This window comes from Rhodoferax bucti (genome assembly GCF_005876985.1).
GTDB classification, from domain to species: domain Bacteria; phylum Pseudomonadota; class Gammaproteobacteria; order Burkholderiales; family Burkholderiaceae_C; genus Allorhodoferax; species Allorhodoferax bucti.
Window position 1 is genome coordinate 133226 of sequence record NZ_VAHD01000002.1, and the last position, 18698, is coordinate 151923.

Here is an 18698-nt window from a genome sequence, read left to right on the forward strand (position 1 = left end):
TTAGTACAGGGTGCGCGGGTCCAGGCCCTGGTAGAGCTCGGCCACCCACTGCGCGTAGCCGTTGAAGGGCAGCGTGGGTCGCTTTTGAATCTCACCCAGGCGGTTTTCGCGGGCCTGGCTCCAGCGGGGGTGGGGCACGGCCGGGTTCACATTGCCGTAAAACCCGTACTCGGAGGGCACGGCCTGGTTCCAGCTGGTGGCGGGCTGCGTGTCGCGCAGGCGGATGCGCACGATGGCCTTGGGGCTTTTGAAGCCGTATTTCCACGGAATGGCCATGCGCAGCGGCGCGCCGTTTTGCTTGGGCAGCGGGCGGCCGTAGAGGCCGGTCACGGCAAAGGCGAGCGGGTTCATGGCCTCGTCGATTCGCAGCCCCTCGCGGTAGGGCCAGGGGATGGGTTCGCCCCGCTGGCCGATCATTTCGCTGCTGCGCTTGAGGCTCTCGAACTCTACAAACTTGGCCTTGCTGGTGGGGCGGGCCCGCTCAATCAGGCGCGACAGCGCAAAGCCCGACCACGGCACCACCATGGACCAGCCCTCCACGCAGCGCAGCCTGTAGATGCGCTCCTCGGTGCCAAAGAGCTTGTGCAGCTCGTCCATGTCCACGGTGTAGGGCTTTTCGACCTCACCGTCGACTGTCACCGTCCAGGGGCTGGTGGTGAGCGCCTGCGCGAGGACGCGGGGCGCTTTTTTGTCGCTGGAAAACTCGTAGTAGTTGTTGTGGCCGGTGACGTCGTTCTCGGCGCTCAAGGCGTCGCCGGGAATCACGTAGTGGGCTGCCGTGGCATCGCCCGCGTACGCTGGCAGCGCCATGCTGCCTGCAGTCAACCAAGCGGCGCGCGCGACGAACTCCCGGCGGCTGAAGAACAGCGCCTCGGGAGTGATCTCGTTTTCCGATGTGCCAAGCGCGGGCCTACGCATGGCGCAAGCTTACTTCACCGGCAGGGCGGGCACTTTGACCGGTTTGTAGGGGGAGGTCAGCGCTTCCATGAAGGCCACCAAAGCCAGCTTTTCGTCGTGTGTGAGGTTCAGCGGCTTCATGTTGGGCGACAGGTTGGTCTTCACGGTGCCGCCGGTGTCGTAGTGCTCCACCACGTCCATCAGGGTCTGGGCCGAGCCGTCGTGGAAGTAAGGCGCGGTGCGGGCCACATCGCGCAGGGTTGGCGTTTTGAAGGCGCCCTTCATGGCCTTGACGGGTTTGATCGCGTAGCGCCCCATGTCGGGCTCTGCCAGGCCCCAGGACTCCAGCCCCAGGTTGTGGAAACCGTTGTCGGTGAAGTTGGCGCCGCTGTGGCAGGCCATGCAGTTGCCCTTGCCGGTAAACACTTCAAAGCCCTTGACTTGCTGGGCCGTCATGGCCTTGGCGTCGCCTTTGACCCACTTGTCGAATGGCGAGTTGCGGCTGATGGCCGTGCGCTCAAACGAGGCGATGGCCTTGGACACGGTGCCTTCGTTGATGCCTTGGCCGGGGTAGGCCTTGTCAAACATCTTTTTGTAGCCTTCGCTGCCATTGAGCCACTGAAAGAGCTTGGCAATGTCCATGTTCATCTCGACGTTGGCCTGCATGGGTCCCATGGCCTGGTCTTCCAGGCTGGCCTTGCGGCCGTCCCACATCTGGATGCTGTTGTAGGCAGTGTTGATGACGGTGGGGGACGCACGCCCCAGCACCGAACTCTTGACGCCACGGGCTGTGCCTTGGCCGTCCGACCAGCCCAGGCCGGGGTTGTGGCAGGTGGCGCAGGACATATTGCCGTCGCCCGAGAGACGGGGGTCAAAAAACAGCGTCTGGCCCAGCGCCACGCGGGCGGCGTTGGGGGCGTTGTCCGCAGGGTGGGGCACTTGGGCAGGCAACAGGAATTGTTTCAGGCTGGCGTGGCCGGGCTTGAAGACCAGGGGCGCGTCGGCAGCGGCCAGTGCGCCCAGGGGCAGGGCCGCGATGGCCAGGGTGGCGAGAATGTTTTTCATGAAATGTCTTCCTGTTGCAAGCGAGAGGCGGGGGCAGAGGGCTACTTGTTCACCCGGATGGTCATGAGGTAGTTGAGCGTGTCGTTGATCTGCTCGTCGGTGAGCTGGTCGCCCCACGGCGGCATGCCTTTGCCACGCCCCATGGCCTCACCCCCCTTGCGCACGACCTGGGCGATGTAATCGCGCGGTGCCATGGACTGGGTCAGGTTGAAGGGGCGGGGGGTGTGCAGCTTGGCCGCACGCCCGTCGCCCTTGCCCTCGGCGCCGTGGCACAGCACGCAGTAGTTTTGAAACGCCACATGGCCGCGGATGATGGAGGCCTCCAGCGTGTCCTTGAAGTGCCGGACCACGCATTCATCGGTGATGGTGCCGGTGCAGGTTTTGAGGGCCTGCTCGGTGTTGAGCCGCTTCAAATCCTGGACTTGCGCCAGAGTGGCGCCGGTGCTCATGCCGAGGCAGAGTGCTGCGACTGCCCACAGGCGTGCGGCGCTCATTTTTCGACCTCAATCACCATCTGCATGGTGGGGTGGATGGAGCATTCCACTTCCACCTTGCCGGCTTTGTCGAACGTGACTTTTTTGGATTGGCCCTGGGGGTAGGAGCCGAGGTCAAACGCCTTGGTGTCCGAGAGGGAAAAGATATTGTGGGCAAACGGGTCGGAATTGCGGAATTCCACCGAATCGCCCACTTTCACTTTCAGCGTTTTTTTGCTGAATTGCTTGTCTTTTTGGTCGATCAGCACATCGGCTGCAAACGCTTGACCCGCCATGGCGGCAGCCAGCAAGCAAACAGAAAACACATTTTTCATCGCGAATCCCCTTGGTTGATAAGGTTTTGAACGTACGCCGCGAATATTTCGCATTGCTGACGATCATAATTGAATTCGAATGAATTTAATGTATTTTTGTTAAAGTAACATTTTTATCGTTATTGTTTGATTGATAGATAAATTCAAAAATAGCCCCACTAATCCCCGCCAAGTCGAATTTCAAGGGTGCAAGGGAGGTGGGCGCAAGCGGTTCCGGCCGTAGCGGCGGCTATTTTGGCTTGCGCAGGAAATATATGTCTTTGAGGCCGCTAGCGCAGGTGGAATGTGCGCCAGTAGCTCCTAAAAATATAGCAATTTAAAACGGCTGCACCAAGCCTGCCCAGGCCAACCCGGCGGCTACGCCGCCAAAGCGGTTGCCTTCTACCAGCGTGGCTTCGGGCATGGCGTGGCGCAGCGCCTCGATCAGCGGGCGCAGGGCCGACGAACCGCCGGTGAGGTACACCGCGTCCACACCCTGCAGGCCGGCGGCGGCCACGCAGTCTTGCGCGCATTGCACGACCTGCGCGAGCGAGGCGTGCAGGGTGGCTTCCATGCCCGGGGCATCGACCGTGGGGCTGAGGTTGCGGTCCAGAAAGTCCAGTTGCACCGTGGCGCTCTCGCCGCTGATGGAGCAGGCAATCTTGGCGGCTTCCACGCTGGCCAGCATGCGGTGGCCGTGCTGTTCTTCCAGCGCGTCCATCAGGCGGCGGTGCAGGGCCTGGTCGGTGTAGTCGGTCCACAGCTCCTTGGCAAAGTGCAGGGACTTGCGGGTGTAGGCCTGGTGGATCAGGTGCCAGGTGCTCAGGTCAAAAAACACGCTGCTGGGCACAATGCGCCCGCCGGTGCCCACGTGCTTGTAGCCGAGGTGGGGCATCACGGTGGCGAGGTCCAACAGGCGGTCAAAGTCGGTGCCGCCAATGTGCACGCCGGTGGTGGCCAGGATGTCTGCCGTGCGGTCGCTCTGCGCGCTGCGCGCAGGGTTGAGGCGGATCACGGTGAAGTCCGAGGTACCGCCGCCAATGTCCACCACCAGCGCGGTGGTCTCGTGGGCCACACGCTGCTCATAGTCCAGCGCAGCGGCGATCGGCTCCATCTGGTAAGCAATGTGGGTGAAGCCGGCTTCCAGCGCGGCGCGGCCCAGCGTCTCTTGTGCGAGCAGGTCGCGCTCTGCATCGTCGTCCACAAAGTGCACCGGGCGGCCCAGCACGGCGTGCGTCAGCGGCTGGCCCACATGGGCTTCGCAGCGGCGCTTGAGCTCTTTGAAGAACAGCACCACGATGTCAAAGAAGCGGATGCTCTTGTCGCCCACGGCGGTGTATTCGTCCATCAGGCGGCTGCCTAGCAGGCTCTTGAGCGAGCGCAGCAAGCGGCCCTCGGTGCCGTTCAGGTAGGCCTGCATAGCCTCTGCGCCATAGAGCACGGTATGCGTTTCACTGGCAAAAAACAGCGCGGTCGGCATTTCGGCCTTGGCACCATCCAGCGGAATCACTTGCAGGGCACCGCTGGCATCAATCAGGGCGCAGGCGGAGTTCGAGGTGCCGAAGTCAATACCCAGCACCAGGGGGCGAGCACCGGCGCTCACGCGGGCAAAACCTGGCGCAAGAAAGCCGCAATGTCCGCCACTTCGCGCGGGTGCACGCTGTGCGGCATGGGGTAAGTGTGCCACTGCACGGGGTGGCCCAAGGCGGCCAGCGCATCGCGCGAGTCTTCGCCACGTTTCAAGATCACCACCGGGTCTTGCGTGCCGTGGGCCATGTAAATGGGGGTGTTGGCGTTGGCCGTGTGGCGCTCGGCGGCAAAGCGGTCGGCCAGCGGCAGATAGCCGGACAAGGCCATCACACCCGCAATTTGGTGGGGCAAGCGCAGCGCGGTGTGCAGTGCCATGGCGCAGCCTTGGCTAAAACCCGCCAGCACGATGCGCTCATAAGGAATGCCACGCGCCACTTCGCGCTCTACCAGCGCCGCAATCGCGGCCTCAGACCGCTGGATGCCGGCCGCATCCTGCTGGCTCACCAGGTCCATGCCATACAGGTCGTACCAGCCGGGCATCACGTAGCCACCGTTGATGGTGATCGGGATGCTGGGCGCCTGCGGAAACACAAAGCGGATGGCTTGGCAGCCTTCCAGGTCCAGCTCGGGTACCAGGCCTGCAAAGTCGTCACTGCTGGCGCCCAGCCCGTGCATCCAGATGACAGCGGCGGTGGGGTTGGGGGCGGATTCGAGTTCGATGCAGGAGAGCAGGGCAGTCATGGCGCAGGCGTGGTTGTGAATTGGGGAGACGGGTTTATACCTGAGTTGCAAGGATCTGCATCCGGCTTGCGCTAACGCAAGAAGGCGGCAACTGGAGGCGTTGCGGTATTTCAACCCTGACGCAGATCAAGTGGTCTGGCGTGTGGCCAAGAAAAAATGGCGTTTTGACGTTATCGAAACACACGAGAAGGATAGGACTATGAGTCACGGTCAACAGGCCAGCGCACCGCGGTTTTCTGCCGCAGATTCCGAGCTATGGATTGTGGGCGGGGGGATTGCGGGTATGTCGGTGGCAGCCTTTGCCATTCGCGATGCAGGGGTGCCGGGCAAAAATATCCATATTCTGGAAGAAACCGGCATCACGGGCGGCTCCATGGATGGCGCGCATGCGCCTAACAACCCGCACCAGGCATGGGTGACCCGGGGCGGCCGCATGCTGACGGACGAAACCTATTTGTGCACCTGGGATTTGTTCGACACCATTCCCTCCTTGGAGGACCCTGCGGTGTCGGTGCGCGAAGACGTCAGGCGTTTCAACGAGCGTGTCAAAACCGAGGCCAAGGCCCGCTTGATCGACAAAAACCACCAGACGATAGATGCCTCCAAACTCGGCTTGTCCATGCACAGCCGCTTGGAGATGATGCGCCTTCTGGCCACCAGCGAAGACCGTGTGGGCAGCAAGCGGATTGACGAATACTTCAGCCCCGACTTCTTTCAAAGCAACTTCTGGCGCATGTGGCGCACCACCTTTGCGTTCCAACAATGGCACAGCGCTGCCGAACTCAAGCGCTACCTGCTGCGATTTGTGCAAGAGTTCAGTCGCTTGCACACCTTAGGGGGTGTGCGCCGCACGCCTTACAACCAATACGACTCCATGATCGTGCCGCTGCAGCGCTGGCTGGTGGCGCAGGGGGTGGACGTGCGTTTTGGCCACCGTGTGACGGATGTGGACTTTGCCACCCTGCCCAATGGCGAGCGCCGCGCCAGCGTGCTGCACCTGCAAACGCCGCAAGGTACGCAAGCGCTGGCCATGCGTGAGCAAGATTTGGCCTTTATCACCCTGGGCTCCATCACCTCGGATGCCCGCTTTGGTGGCAATGACACCGTGCCTGAGCTGGTACGCGACCGCCGCGACCACGGCTGGAGCCTGTGGGAGAACATCGCCCGCAAAGCGCCCGACTTCGGCCGTCCGGTGGCCTTTTGCGGCAATGTGGATGAGCACAAGTGGGAGTCGTTTACCTTCACCATGCGCGACGACACCTTGCTCAAACGCATCGAGGCGTATTCGGGCAACGCTCCGGGTACCGGGGCACTTATGACTTTCTTTGAGTCGGGTTGGCACCTGAGCTTGGTGGTGCCTTACCAGCCGCACTTTGCAGACCTGCCGCCCGGCCACTTCACGCTGTGGGGATATGGTTTCGAGGTGGACGGCACCGGGGACTACGTGCGCAAGCCCATGAGTGCTGCCACCGGGCGCGAGGTGTTGACGGAGGTGATCAAGCAATTGGGCTTTGACGACATCCTGGAGCACGTGCTGGCAACGACGGAGGTGACGACTGCCATGCTGCCCTACGCATCGGCCTTGTTTGCCTGCCGCACTGCGTCGGACCGGCCCTTGAACATTCCCCGGGGAGCGCAGAACTTTGCGTTCATGGGGCAGTTTGTGGAGATACCGGAAGACGTGGTGTTCACCGTGGAGTATTCGGTGCGCTGCGCCATGCTGGCGGTGTATGCGTTTTTCGGTGTGGAGCGAGAGATTCCTGCGATCTACCACGGCATGACAGACCCGGCAGTGGGCATCAAGGCGCTCGAAACCGCCTTCCATTAACCCTGCGCCGGACCGCGGCCGGCTGCATGGTGGGCTGCGGTTATCGTCGGGGCATGTCTTCACACCGTTTTCATCATGTGCTGCCCCTGCTGGCAGTTTTGGGTTCTGTCACGGCCTTGGGGCTGGGCACGTCGATCGCCAAACAGCTGTTTCCGCTGGTCGGGTCTTTGGGCACCACCGCCTTGCGCGTGGGGTTTTCGGCCCTGTTGCTCTTGCTGATCTGGCGGCCCTGGCGTTGGGCGTTGGCGCCGGTGGACCGCATGTCCCTGCTGCGCTACGGCGTGGCGCTGGGGCTGATGAACTTGTTGTTTTACATGTCGCTGCGCACCATTCCGTTTGGTATTGCGGTGGCGATCGAGTTTTCTGGGCCCCTGGCCGTGGCGCTGTATTCCTCGCGCAAGCCGGTGGACTTTGTGTGGCTAGTGCTGGCCATTGCCGGGCTGGCCTTGCTGCTGCCGTTTGGCGACACAGGGCAGGCGCTGGATGTGGTGGGGGTGCTCTACGCGCTGGCTGCAGCGGCGTTTTGGGGCGCGTACATCGTGTTCGGCAAGCGGGTGGGGCACTTGCATGCCGGGCACTCGGTGGCGTTGGGGCTCACGGTGGCGGCCATGACGGTGGTGCCCTTTGGCATCTGGCACGCAGGGGCCGCGCTGCTGGAGCCGCGTACGTTGCTCATCGGTTTGGTGGTGGCGGCGATTTCCAGCGCCATTCCCATCTCGCTGGAGATGGTGGCCCTCAAGCGCCTGCCGCAAGAGGCGTTCGGCATCATGACCAGCATGGAGCCTGCCGTGGCGGCCTTGCTGGGGCTGGTGATGCTGAACGAGCAGCTCACCCCCGCGCAGTGGGGTGCGATTGTGCTCATCATGGCGGCGGCTGCGGGCAGCGCATTCACGGCGCGGCGCGAGCCCCCGTTGCCAGTGTCTGCGGCGGTGACCGGCGGGGCCTAGGCGCTATAGCGCTTGGTCCACTCTTTTTCCAGCGCATCCACCCAGCTGCCGTGCGGCTCAGGGATGGCAGGGGCAGGCTTCTCCACCTGTCCGGGCAGGGGCTTGGCCGCAAAGGCCGCGCGCTCGGTGGCGCTGAGCTTGTCCAGCGCCAGCACCGTCGGGTCGCCCCACACGGCAATGTCGGCCTTGCGGGCTTGGGCCTCGGCGCTGAGCAAAAAGTTGGTAAATACCTGCGCACCTTCTTTGGCGGTGGCGTTCACCGGAATGGCCACAAAGTGCGTGTTGCCGATGGTGCCGCTACTGAATTGATAGCTGGTCACGCTGGTGGCTAGGCGGCCAGCGGCGATTTCGTTGGCTGCTTCATTCGGGTTGAAGGTCAGAGCCAGTGCCACTTCGCCATCGGCCAGCATCTGGCGGATGGCTTCTGCGTTGTTGGGGAACTGCTTGCCGCCGCGCCACAGGTGCGGGTGCAGCTGGTCCAGCGTGGCCCACAAGGGCGCAGTGGCTTTGGCAAATGCGTCAGGCGTGACGGGTTTGTAGAGCGCGTCGCGGTGGGCGTTCACATCCATCAGCACTTGCTTCAGGAAGGTGGTGCCGTGGAAGTTGGGCGGGCGCGGGTAGGTCACGCGGCCGGGGTTGGCTTTGGCAAAGGCTTGCAGCTCGGCCAGATTCTGCGGCGGCTTGGGCGTGCGCTTGCTGTCCACCATAAAGGTCAGTTGTGCCATGCCCCAGGGGGCTTCTAGGCCGTCGGTCGGCTCGGCAAAGTCCAGGCGCGTGGTGGGCTTGCCCTGCACGTCCACCTTGGCATAGGACGGCAGGCTTTCGGCAAACGGCCCGAAGAGCAGGCCCTCGCGCTTCATGGTCAAAAAGTTTTCGCCGTTGATCCATACCAGATCTACGCTGCCGTTGGTTTTTCCTGCAGCTTTTTCGTTGCGTACCCGCTTGATCATGTCCGGCGCATCGGCGATCTTGACGTGCTGCACCGTCACGCCAAAGCGCTTTTGCGCTTCACCCGCCGCCCACTGGATGTAGGCGTTGATGGTCTCCGAGCCGCCCCAGGCGTTGAAGTACACCGTCTGCCCTTTGGCCTTGGCCTCGATGGCCGACCAGGCGGGGGTGGATTGGGCAAAAGCGGGCAGGGCTACTGCGGTGGCAGCGGCGGTTAGCAATTGGCGGCGTTGAATAGAAAGGCGCATGGTTCCGGTCGTCTGTTGAAAATAATGGGTCGGACCATAAGCCCGTTTCTTACACCCCGCAGTTCGCGGGGTTGAGGCCCGCAGGCCTCTAGGTCGTTACGCCAGCAAGGCCTGCGCAAATTCCCGCGCGTTGAAGGTCTCCAGCTCGTCGAGCTTTTCGCCCACACCGATGAAGTACACCGGAATGGGCCGCTCGCGGGCAATCGCCGCCAGCACGCCGCCCTTGGCAGTGCCGTCCAGCTTGGTGACGATCAGGCCGGTGAGGCCCAAGGCATCGTCAAAGGCCTTGACCTGGGCCACTGCGTTCTGGCCGGTGTTGCCGTCGATCACCAGCAGCACCTCATGCGGTGCGGTGCCATCGGCTTTGCCGATGACGCGCTTGATCTTTTTCAACTCTTCCATCAGGTGCAGCTGGGTGGGCAGGCGGCCTGCGGTGTCGATGAGCACCACGTCCTTGCCGCGCGCCTTGCCGGCGGTCACCGAGTCGTAGCTCACGGCAGCCGGGTCGCCGCCTTCCTGGCTCACGATTTCTACGGTGTTGCGGTCAGCCCAGACGGTGAGCTGCTCGCGCGCAGCGGCGCGGAAGGTGTCTGCCGCAGCCAGTAACACGCTGGCGTTGCTGTCGGCCAAGTGTTTGGTCAGCTTGCCGATGCTGGTGGTTTTGCCCGCACCGTTCACCCCCGCCACCATGATGACGGTGGGCGTGTGCTCGCCGATCACCAGCGGCTTTTGCAGGGGCTGCAGCAGCTCGGTCAGCTCGGCGATCAGGATGTTTTTGAGGGCCGTAGGGTGGGTCACGCCGGTGGCTTTCACCTTTTTCCGCAGGGCGTCCGTCAGCAACTGGGTAGCAGCCACGCCGGCGTCGGCCATGAGCAGCGCGCCTTCCAGGTCTTCGTACAGTGCTTCGTCAATCTGGCTGCCGCCGAAGACGCCGGAGATGCTGGCTGCGGTTTTGCCCAAACCCGCCTTGAGTTTGTCCAGCCACTTTTGGCGCTCGGGTGGGGCGGCGGGGGCGACCGGAATCTCGATAGGCGCGACCAGCGCACTGCCGATCAGCGAGCCCGAGCCCCAGGCGGCGCTGGCGGGTGCCTCAGGCGCTGCTGCAGAAGCTACCGGGGTGGTGGGCGCCGCGACAGGAGCTTGAGCCGTCGGTGTTGCTGCCACTGCCGGCGGCGCAGATGGCGCGCTGGGCTCGGCGTGCACCTCCGTAGTCGTGGTGCTGGCGGCAGGTGCTGGGGGTACAGCCCCGCCAGCCGGCGCAGCGGGCACTTGCGGTGCGGGCGCAGGCGCTGCAGCTTCCGGCGCCGGCGCAGGCGCTACCGGTTCTGCGGCCGGAGTGGACGAGGAAAGGAATTTCTTTTTGAAAAAACTGAACATGAGGGTGTTTCTAGAATCACAGCATTCTATGAAACACCCATTTCACCTGTCGGGCGCCCGCTGGGCTGCGCCGGCGTCTGCCTTGGCGCTGGCCGCGCTGTCTTCCTTGATTTCACTGGCAACACCCTTGTCCGGCCACGCGCAGGCGGTGCAAGCCGGGCTCGCTGCAGCGCAGGCCCAGCAATTCACGCTGAAGAACGGCATGACGCTCATCGTCAAACCCGACCGCCGCGCCCCCACTGCCGTGCACATGGTGTGGGTGCGCGTAGGCTCCATGGACGAGGTGGACGGCACCAGCGGCGTGGCCCACGTGCTGGAGCACATGATGTTCAAAGGCACGCCTACGGTGAAGGCCGGCGATTTCTCGCGCAAAGTGGCCGCGCTGGGCGGTCGTGAAAACGCCTTCACCAGCAAGGATTACACCGGCTACTTTCAGCAGATTCCCTCGGCCAAGCTCGAAGACGTGATGCGCTTGGAATCTGACCGCTTTGCCAACAACACCTGGACGGACGAGGTGTTTGCCAAAGAGCTGGAGGTGGTGAAAGAAGAACGCCGCCTGCGCACTGAAGACAAGCCCCACGCCCGCCTGCACGAGGCCATGGACGCGGTGATCTACCAGGCCGCTCCCTACCGCCGCCCCATCGTGGGCTGGATGAGCGACCTGGAGAGCATGACCGCCGACGACGCCCGCGCCTTCTACCGCCGCTGGTACACGCCCACCAATGCCGCCGTGATCGTGGCGGGGGATGTGGAGGTGGGCGCGGTGCGTGCCTTGGCCGAAAAGTACTACGGCAGCCTGCCGGTGCACGCCGTGCCCGAGCGCAAGCCGCGCACTGAGCCTGAACAAACCGGGCTGCGCCGTCTGGACTTCAAAGCGCCTGCGGAACAGGCCTATGTGGCCCTGGCCTTCAAGGTGCCGGGTCTCCAACCCGCCGGTTTGCCAGCGACGGCGACGGCCCCCACTGACGCGACCAGTGACGACGCATTGGCGCTGACCGTACTCTCGGCTGTGCTGTCGGGCTACGACGGTGCCCGGCTGCCGCGCGCGCTGACCTTGTCGGAAAAGCCAGTGGCCGATGACGCAGGCGCGTACTACGGGCTGACGGCCCGGGGCCCGCAACTGTTCTCGCTCTACGGCGTGCCGGCTGTGGGCAAAACGGCCGCCGAGGTGGAGGCCGCATTGCGCGCCCAGGTGGCATTGGTCGCCAAAGACGGCGTCACCGAGGCCGAGCTCACCCGCGTCAAAAACCGCTGGGTGGCGGGCGAGGTCTACAAGCAAGACAGCGTGTTCAACCAGGCCCGCCTGCTGGGGGTGAGCTGGATCAATGGCTTTCCCTTGGGCGCTGACCAACTGCTGCTGGAGCGCTTACGCAAAGTGACTGCGGCGCAGGTGCAGGCGGTGGCCACCAAGTACTTTGGGGATGACGCCCTCACCGTCGCTACCCTGCTGCCCCAGCCCGTGGACAGTACCCGCAAGCCCCGCATTCCTGCGCTGGGCCTTCGCCATTGAACAGCGCCTGTAGCCATTGACCCCATGATTACTCCTAAATTCATAGCTGCTCGCGCACTATTGGCGTGCGCTAGCGCCTTGTTTGGCATGCATTCGGTGTGGGCGGGCATACCCATCCAGCACTGGACGCAGCCTAGCGGCGTGCGCGTGTACCTCGTCGAGAGCCCCGCCATCCCGATGGTCGATGTGCAGATCGACCTCGATGCCGGCGCCCGCCGCGACCCTATCGACAAGCCCGGCCTGGCCAACCTGATGGCTGCCAGCACCGCCAACGGCGTGCGCGCCAGCGCTGCTGGCCCCGCGCTGGATGAGCACCAGCTCAGCGAAGCCTGGGCGGACCTGGGCGCGTCCTTCGGCGGTAGCGCCAGTGCCGACCGCATGAGCTTTGGCCTGCGCTCCCTGACCTATCCTGACCTGCTGGACAAAGCGGTGGCGCTGGCCGCCCGCCAGTTGGGCGAGCCATCGTTCCCCGAAGCACCTTGGCTGCGCGACCGTCCCAAGATGATTGCCAGCCTCAAGGAAGCCAACACTCGCCCCGCCACGCTGGCCGGGCGTGCGTTCAGCCAAGCCGTTTACGGCAATCACCCCTATGGCCGCGAGACGACCGAGGCCAGCCTGCTGCGGACCAACGTGGAAGACCTGCGCGCCCTGCACGCCAAGGTGCTGCGTGCCTGTGCGGCACAGGTCAGCATCGTGGGTGCGCTCAACCGGGTGCAGGCGGATGCTTTGGTGGCCAAGCTGCTGGCCCGCGTGCCGCAAGGCGGCTGCACCACCCAGCCGGCGGTGCCCGAGGTGGCAGCGCTAGCGGCAGCGAGCGAGGTACGCATTCCGTTTGCATCTGCCCAGGCGCATGTGCTGGTGGGGCAGCCGGGGTTCAAGCGGAACGATCCGGACTTCTTTGCGCTCACGGTGGGCAACCACATTCTGGGCGGTGGCGGCTTTACCGCCCGCCTGACGGAAGAGGTGCGTGAGAAGCGCGGCCTCACCTACAGCGTGTACAGCTACTTTGCGCCCGGCCTGCATGCAGGCGCCTTCACCATCGGACTGCAAACGCGGCCCGACCAAGCAGAGCAAGCACTGACCTTGGTGCGCGAGGTGGTGACCCAGTTTGTGGAAGAAGGCCCGACCGAAAAAGAGCTACAAGCTGCCAAAGACAACCTGATCGGCGGCTTTGCGCTGCGCATCGACAGCAATAAAAAGCTGCTCGACAACGTGGCCAACATCGCCTGGAACGGCCTGCCGCTGGACTACCTGGACACGTGGACGCAGCAGGTGGAGCGCCTGACCGTGGCCGACGTACGCACCACCATGGCCCGTACCCTGCAGCCGGCGCGCATGGCCACCGTGGTGCTGGGCGCGCCGGAGCCCGCCCGCTGATCGCAACCCATTCAGTTAAGCTCCCCGCATGAACGCCAAAGCCACTTCCCCTCGCAGCGCTGCAGCTGCGCCCAAGCGCCCCGCGCGGCCCCGTGCCGGTCAGAGCCACGAAATCCGCATCATCGGCGGGCTCTGGAAACGCACCAAACTCAAAGTGGCCGACAAGCCCGGCCTGCGCCCCACGCCGGACCGGGTGCGCGAGACCGTGTTCAACTGGCTGGGCCAGGACATGAGCGGCTTGCGCTGCCTCGACGCCTTTGCCGGCACCGGTGCCTTGGGCTTTGAAGCCGCCTCCCGTGGCGCCAAAGACGTGCTCATCATTGAGCAGGACGGCACTTTGATCGAGCAGCTCAAGAAAACCCAGGTCCAGCTCGAAGCCACCGCCGTGCATGTGCAGCGCGGTGACGGTGTGGCCGCCATCCGCCAGGCGGCATCCGGCAGCTTGGATGTGATCTTTATCGACCCGCCGTTTGACGCGCCGCTGTTTGAACCTGCGCTGGGCGCGTGTGCACGTGCGCTGGCGCCCGAAGGCTGGGTGTACCTGGAGTCGCCCACGGCCTACACCGATGAAACCCTGAGCGCTGTGGGCCTCAGTGTCCACAGGCACCTCAAGGCCGGCGCGGTGCATGCGCACCTGCTCAAGCACACGGCGGCATAATTCCGGCCATGCCACAACCTGTTATCGCCGTCTTTCCGGGAACCTTTGACCCCATTACCCTGGGGCACCAGGACCTGATCCGCCGCGCATCCCGCATGTTCGGCACGGTGATCGTGGCCGTGGCCGTGGCGCACCACAAGAAAACCATGTTCAGCCTTGAAGAGCGGCTGGAGATGGTGCGCGAAGTGTTCCAGCCCTTGGACAACGTGCGGGTCGAGAGTTTTACCGGTTTGGTGCGCGACTTTGCGGTGGCCCATGGTGCGCGTGCCATGGTGCGTGGCGTGCGCTCGGTCACCGACTTTGACTACGAAGCCCAGCTGGCCGGCATGAACAAGGCGCTGGCGCCCGATGTGGACACCGTGTTTCTCACTCCGGACTCGCGCTTCCAGTTCATCTCCAGCACCCTGGTGCGCGAGATCGCCAGTTTGAAGGGCGAAGTGGCGCAGTTCGTGGCACCCGTCGTCCATACTCGCTTGCTGGCGAAGGTGGCCTGAACATGGCACTGCTGATTACCGACGAGTGCATCAACTGCGATGTGTGCGAGCCTGAATGCCCGAATGAGGCGATTTACCTCGGCGAGCAGATTTATGAGATTGACCCGCACAAGTGCACCGAGTGCGTGGGCCATTTTGACGAGCCGCAGTGCGTGCAAGTGTGCCCGGTGTCTTGTATTCCGGTGAACCCCGAGTTCGTGGAAAGTAAAGAAACGCTGATGCAAAAGTACCTGCGTTTGCAGGTTGCGGCAGGCAAACCCGCCTGACGAGGCCCCGTCTACCGGCCCTGACCGGGCCCGATCACCTGCTCAAGGCGTGCTGACGGGCGGCTTGGCGGTAAAGAATTCGGGTGGTTTTTTGTTTTTCAGTGGAGCGGGAGCACTGCCCGCTTCGTCACTGCCCCCTTTGGCCACTTTGGCTTTTTCCAGTTCCATGGCTTTCAGGTCCGCCTCATGCCGCTTTTGGGCTGCGGCTTCATTCGCCAGCCGCTCTTTTTCCATGGCCTTGGCGGCGGCCATCTGCCGTTTGTTTTCCTTGTCCACCGCTTGTTTGCGTGCGGCGGCGGACTGGGCGTTGGGGGATGCGATATCCAGCGTTTTATCCCCGCCACACGGCGTTTGGCTGTAGGTGCTGCCACATCGATAGACTTTTTGTGCGCTAGCGCCCGTGGATAGTGCGCAAGTAGCTATGAAAAGTGTAGCGAGAAAAGGTTTGGCGAGCATGGCAAATCTCCGGGGCAGAGCGTCAGGTGTTAAACCAAGGGAGTGTCCGGCACGGTGGGGGGTGGCGCTGTTTGCGCAGCGGTACCCTCTGGCGCCGGCGAGGGCGCAGGCGCACGGGGTGGCTTGGGGCGCGGCGGCTTGCTGGTGTGGATCAGCATGGTGGCTTTGTCCATCTCGCTGGCCAGCAAATGGGGCAGGGCCTTGAGCGAGCGGTCAATGCTCTGGTCGATGGCAATGCGGTGGTCCAGCGAAGGCTTTTTCAATACCCAGTGCACGACTTCTGACTTCACGCCCGGATGCCCCACGCCGAGGCGCAGTCGCCAGTAGTCGCCAGTGCCGAGCTGGGCATGGATGTCACGCAGGCCGTTGTGGCCGGCGTGGCTACCACCGAACTTGAGCTTGGCTTCGCCGGGCACCACATCGAGCTCGTCGTGCGCCACCAGAATTTCTTCGGGCTTGATCTTGAAGAAGCGGGCCAGCGCGTCCACTGATTTGCCCGAAAGGTTCATAAAGGTTTGCGGCTCCAGCAACCAGACGTTCTCGCCTCGGATGGTGGTGCGGGCGACCAGGCCGTGGTAACCGCGGTCCATGCTCAGGTGGACTTTGAGCTCGCGGGCCAGCGCGTCAATCCACCAAAACCCGGCGTTGTGGCGGGTGCCGTCGTACTCGGGGCCCGGGTTGCCCAGGCCGACAAACAGTTTGATCATGCGAAAAATTATGGCTTACAAAACATCGGAGCCCGGGGCTCCAAAGCAAAACGGCCCACCGAAGTGGGCCGTTTCAAGGAAATCAACGCAGGGCGTTAATTACTTCTTGCCTTTTTTGCCTTTGGCATCAGCAGCAGGAGCGGCAACAGGAGCAGCCACTTCTTCCACAGGAGCCACGACGGACACGACCACGGGGTTAGGCTTGCCGTGGGTCACAGCAACGGTACCCTTAGGCAGAGCCAGGTCGTTCACGTGCAGGGACTTGCCCTTTTCCAGACCGCTCAGGTCCACAGCGATGAACTCAGGCAGGTCGGCTGGCAAGCAAGCCACTTCCAGTTCAGTGATGACGTGGTTGATCAAGCAAGCGTCAGTCTTCACGGCAGGAGAGTTTTCCTGGCCGCTGAAGTGCAAAGGCACGCGCATGCTGAGCTTGGTGTTGGCTTCAACGCGTTGGAAATCGATGTGCAAAATCAGTTGCTTGTAGGGGTGCACTTGCACATCACGCAACAAAACCTTGCTTTCCTTGCCGTTGAATTCCATGTCCAGGATGGTGGAGTGGAAAGCTTCTTTCTTGAGGGCGTGCCACAAAGCATTGTGGTCCAGCTCGATCAAGAGGGGTTCGCCAGTGCCACCGTAAACGATGCCAGGTGTACGACCGGTAACGCGGAGACGGCGGCTCGCACCCGTGCCCTGCTTAGCGCGCTCAAAAGCGACAAATTTCATATCTAACTCCAAAAAAGAGTCCACCGCGACCAGTGTGACTCCGACAGTAAAAGACGCCACAGGCGGAAGCCGGCAGCGTCTGCTTTTTGTTCCGAGTGATTACTCGGTGAACAAACTCATGACCGAATCTCCCTTGGCGATACGCTGGATCGTGTCGGCGATCAGCGGAGCCACGGAGAGTTGGCGGATCTTGCTGCACTGCGCGGCGGCAGCGCTCAAAGGAATGGTGTTGGTCACCACGACTTCGTCGAGGGCATCGCCACCGGCGATACGCTCGATGGCCGGGCCGGAGAAGATGGGGTGTGTGCAATAGGCATACACCTTCTTCGCGCCGCGGGCCTTCAATACTTCAGCGGCCTTCACCAAAGTGCCTGCGGTGTCGATCATGTCGTCCATGATCACGCAGTTGCGGCCTTCGATTTCGCCGATCACGTGCATCACTTCGGATACGTTGGCCTTGGGGCGGCGCTTGTCGATGATGGCCATGTCGCAGTTCAACTGCTTGGCCAGCGCACGGGCTCGCACCACGCCGCCGACGTCAGGCGACACCACGATCAAATCGCTGTAATTCTTCTGGCGCAAATCGCCCAGCAGCACGGGGGACGCATAAATGTTGTCCACCGGAATATCAAAGAAGCCCTGGATCTGGTCCGCGTGCAAATCCATGGTCAGCACGCGGTCCACGCCCACGGCTTGCAGCATGTTGGCCACCACTTTGGCAGTGATGGGCACGCGGGCAGAGCGGGGACGACGGTCCTGGCGGGCATAACCAAAGTAAGGAATCACAGCGCTGATACGCTCGGCAGAGGCGCGCTTGAGTGCGTCCACCATGATCAGCAGTTCCATCAGGTTTTCGTTGGTGGGCGCGCAAGTGCTCTGCACCACAAACACATCACGGGCACGCACGTTCTGGTTGATCTCGACGGTGACTTCACCATCCGAGAAGCGACCGACACTGGCGGCGCCCAGAGAAATGCCAAGGTGCTTGGCAATGTCTTCAGCCATGCCGGGGTTGGCATTGCCAGTGAAAACCATGAAATCAGGGGGGGTGAATGCCTGCATGTGGGGTGGTCCAGCGAAGAGATTGGGTTTATTTCGTCACAGATCGCATGCTGTATCGGGACCGGCCCGAACAGCAATTTGGCAGGGGAAGAAGGATTCGAACCTTCGCATGCTGGAATCAAAATCCAGTGCCTTAACCAACTTGGCGACTCCCCTACACGGGTTGATAGCTAAATGCTACCCACCGATAAACCGTCGCTGGGTGCCCATCCCTGAAGGGGGTGAACATCCAAACTGCTGCACAACTTGACTTCAAAGTTGCTGGGCGCATCATCCAGATTGACGTCTTGGTTGAGGTGCGCAAAAACTGCGCTTCCTGAACCAGTCATCCGACTGCTTAAGCCTTTGGAATCTAACCACTGAAGGGCTTGATTAACCTCGGGGCATAGCGTCTGGGCTATGGCCTGCAAGTCATTTCGAGTTTGACTGAATGTCTTATCGATTTCGTGTGCAGCGAAGCCATAGATTGTAGCGCACTCTGAGTCACGTTTCAAGTTCGGATCAGAAAAAATTCTTTTTGTTTCCAATCCGGCATCCGGCTTGACCACCAACCAGCCTGAAACTGGGATGTCGACAGGGGTGAGTTTTTCTCCGATGCCTTCCACCAAGGCGTTACGACCACCCAGAAAGAAAGGCACATCAGCCCCCAAGGATAGGCCGATTTTTGCCAAGGCTTCCAGAGGTAAGCGGAGACCCCAGAGACGGTTGAGTGCGAGCAGGGTGGATGCGGCATCGGATGAGCCACCACCCATGCCCGCCTGCGCCGGAATGGATTTATGAATGCCGATGTGGGCCCCCAGCGTGCAAGCACTTGCGTGTTGCAGGGCACGGGCGGCGCGCGTCACGAGGTCGTCTTCCGGCAAGGCCCAGCTGAGGTCTTCACGGCTGATGCGGCCATCACTGCGCTTGCTGAAGTGCAATGTGTCGCACCAATCAATCAGCATGAAGGGGGATTGCAGCAAGTGGTAGCCATCGTCGCGGCGGCCCACGATATGGAGAAACAAATTGAGCTTGGCGGGGGCGGGGATGTCGTAGAGCGACTGCATGCCGCGATTATCCCCGCAGCACGCCCCTTGC

General features: G+C 62.6%; 20 protein-coding genes and 1 tRNA gene. 7 read left to right on the forward strand and 14 right to left on the reverse strand.

Translation table 11 applies throughout. From position 1 onward, the window contains the following. The 6 genes from msrP to FDM28_RS07105 form a co-directional block, all read right to left on the reverse strand. Positions 1–918 carry a protein-methionine-sulfoxide reductase catalytic subunit MsrP gene (msrP, locus tag FDM28_RS07080; RefSeq protein ID WP_138514473.1) on the reverse strand — a complete coding sequence of 306 codons (918 nt, stop codon included), beginning with the start codon at positions 916–918 and terminating at the stop codon, positions 1–3. A 9-nt stretch (positions 919–927) separates the two neighbouring features. Further along, entirely contained in the window at positions 928–1962 is a 1035-nt protein-coding gene (locus FDM28_RS07085; RefSeq protein WP_138514474.1) for a cytochrome-c peroxidase, read from the reverse strand. 41 nt (positions 1963–2003) lie between these two features. Further along, positions 2004–2456 carry a c-type cytochrome gene (locus FDM28_RS07090; protein ID WP_138514475.1) on the reverse strand — a complete coding sequence of 151 codons (453 nt, stop codon included), beginning with the start codon at positions 2454–2456 and terminating at the stop codon, positions 2004–2006. Further along, the gene (locus FDM28_RS07095) at positions 2453–2770 is read right to left on the reverse strand and encodes a cupredoxin domain-containing protein (protein WP_138514476.1); all 318 of its coding nucleotides are present in this window, start codon (positions 2768–2770) and stop codon (positions 2453–2455) included. Before FDM28_RS07095 ends, FDM28_RS07090 begins: the two co-directional genes overlap by 4 nt. A 316-nt stretch (positions 2771–3086) precedes the next feature. Then, positions 3087–4352 carry an Hsp70 family protein gene (locus tag FDM28_RS07100; RefSeq protein ID WP_206021929.1) on the reverse strand — a complete coding sequence of 422 codons (1266 nt, stop codon included), beginning with the start codon at positions 4350–4352 and terminating at the stop codon, positions 3087–3089. Continuing rightward, the gene (locus tag FDM28_RS07105; RefSeq protein ID WP_138514477.1) at positions 4349–5020 is read right to left on the reverse strand and encodes an alpha/beta hydrolase; all 672 of its coding nucleotides are present in this window, start codon (positions 5018–5020) and stop codon (positions 4349–4351) included. Before FDM28_RS07105 ends, FDM28_RS07100 begins: the two co-directional genes overlap by 4 nt. A gap of 199 nt (positions 5021–5219) precedes the next feature. On the opposite strand from FDM28_RS07105, the gene FDM28_RS07110 reads away from it, so the two are divergent. Next, positions 5220–6848 (forward strand): oleate hydratase, encoded by a 1629-nt coding sequence (locus tag FDM28_RS07110; protein WP_138514478.1) that lies wholly within the window; start codon positions 5220–5222, stop codon positions 6846–6848. A gap of 53 nt (positions 6849–6901) precedes the next feature. Then, on the forward strand, positions 6902–7795 hold the full coding sequence (locus FDM28_RS07115; RefSeq protein ID WP_138514479.1) for an EamA family transporter: 894 nt from the start codon (positions 6902–6904) through the stop codon (positions 7793–7795). Here FDM28_RS07115 and FDM28_RS07120 read toward each other — a convergent pair. Together FDM28_RS07120 and ftsY are read right to left on the reverse strand one after the other, a co-directional pair. Further along, positions 7792–8991, reverse strand: coding sequence for an ABC transporter substrate-binding protein (locus FDM28_RS07120; RefSeq protein ID WP_138514480.1), 1200 nt, complete (start codon positions 8989–8991; stop codon positions 7792–7794). The two genes, FDM28_RS07115 and FDM28_RS07120, sit on opposite strands and share 4 nt — an antisense overlap. 96 nt (positions 8992–9087) lie before the next feature. Further along, positions 9088–10368, reverse strand: coding sequence for a signal recognition particle-docking protein FtsY (gene ftsY, locus FDM28_RS07125; protein ID WP_138514481.1), 1281 nt, complete (start codon positions 10366–10368; stop codon positions 9088–9090). A gap of 28 nt (positions 10369–10396) precedes the next feature. On the opposite strand from ftsY, the gene FDM28_RS07130 reads away from it, so the two are divergent. The 5 genes from FDM28_RS07130 to FDM28_RS07150 are packed head-to-tail and all read left to right on the forward strand — an operon-like array spanning position 10397 to position 14673. Beyond that, positions 10397–11878 carry a M16 family metallopeptidase gene (locus FDM28_RS07130; RefSeq protein ID WP_138514482.1) on the forward strand — a complete coding sequence of 494 codons (1482 nt, stop codon included), beginning with the start codon at positions 10397–10399 and terminating at the stop codon, positions 11876–11878. A gap of 24 nt (positions 11879–11902) precedes the next feature. Further along, a complete protein-coding gene (locus FDM28_RS07135) occupies positions 11903–13255 on the forward strand; it encodes a M16 family metallopeptidase (RefSeq protein ID WP_138514483.1) in 1353 nt (450 codons plus the stop codon). Positions 13256–13283: 28 nt separating this feature from the next. Continuing rightward, a complete protein-coding gene (rsmD, locus tag FDM28_RS07140; protein ID WP_138514484.1) occupies positions 13284–13913 on the forward strand; it encodes a 16S rRNA (guanine(966)-N(2))-methyltransferase RsmD in 630 nt (209 codons plus the stop codon). Positions 13914–13921: 8 nt separating this feature from the next. Further along, complete coding sequence (coaD, locus tag FDM28_RS07145) at positions 13922–14407, forward strand: pantetheine-phosphate adenylyltransferase (RefSeq protein ID WP_138514485.1); 486 nt, start codon at positions 13922–13924, stop codon at positions 14405–14407. Positions 14408–14409: 2 nt separating this feature from the next. Further along, positions 14410–14673, forward strand: coding sequence for a YfhL family 4Fe-4S dicluster ferredoxin (locus FDM28_RS07150; protein WP_138514486.1), 264 nt, complete (start codon positions 14410–14412; stop codon positions 14671–14673). A 42-nt stretch (positions 14674–14715) separates the two neighbouring features. On the opposite strand, the gene FDM28_RS07155 is transcribed toward FDM28_RS07150, so the two are convergent. The 6 genes from FDM28_RS07155 to ispE form a co-directional block, all read right to left on the reverse strand. After that, a complete protein-coding gene (locus FDM28_RS07155) occupies positions 14716–15129 on the reverse strand; it encodes a hypothetical protein (protein WP_138514487.1) in 414 nt (137 codons plus the stop codon). 29 nt (positions 15130–15158) lie between these two features. Continuing rightward, complete coding sequence (gene pth / locus FDM28_RS07160) at positions 15159–15836, reverse strand: aminoacyl-tRNA hydrolase (RefSeq protein ID WP_138514488.1); 678 nt, start codon at positions 15834–15836, stop codon at positions 15159–15161. 99 nt (positions 15837–15935) lie between these two features. Then, entirely contained in the window at positions 15936–16559 is a 624-nt protein-coding gene (locus tag FDM28_RS07165; RefSeq protein WP_138514489.1) for a 50S ribosomal protein L25/general stress protein Ctc, read from the reverse strand. 99 nt (positions 16560–16658) lie between these two features. Further along, positions 16659–17621, reverse strand: a complete 963-nt coding sequence (locus FDM28_RS07170; RefSeq protein WP_087494859.1) for a ribose-phosphate pyrophosphokinase — start codon at positions 17619–17621, stop codon at positions 16659–16661. Between the two features lie 79 nt (positions 17622–17700). Then, positions 17701–17777, reverse strand: a tRNA-Gln gene (locus tag FDM28_RS07175). A 14-nt stretch (positions 17778–17791) separates the two neighbouring features. After that, on the reverse strand, positions 17792–18667 hold the full coding sequence (ispE, locus tag FDM28_RS07180) for a 4-(cytidine 5'-diphospho)-2-C-methyl-D-erythritol kinase (protein ID WP_138514490.1): 876 nt from the start codon (positions 18665–18667) through the stop codon (positions 17792–17794). Between the last annotated feature and the right edge of the window lie 31 nt (positions 18668–18698).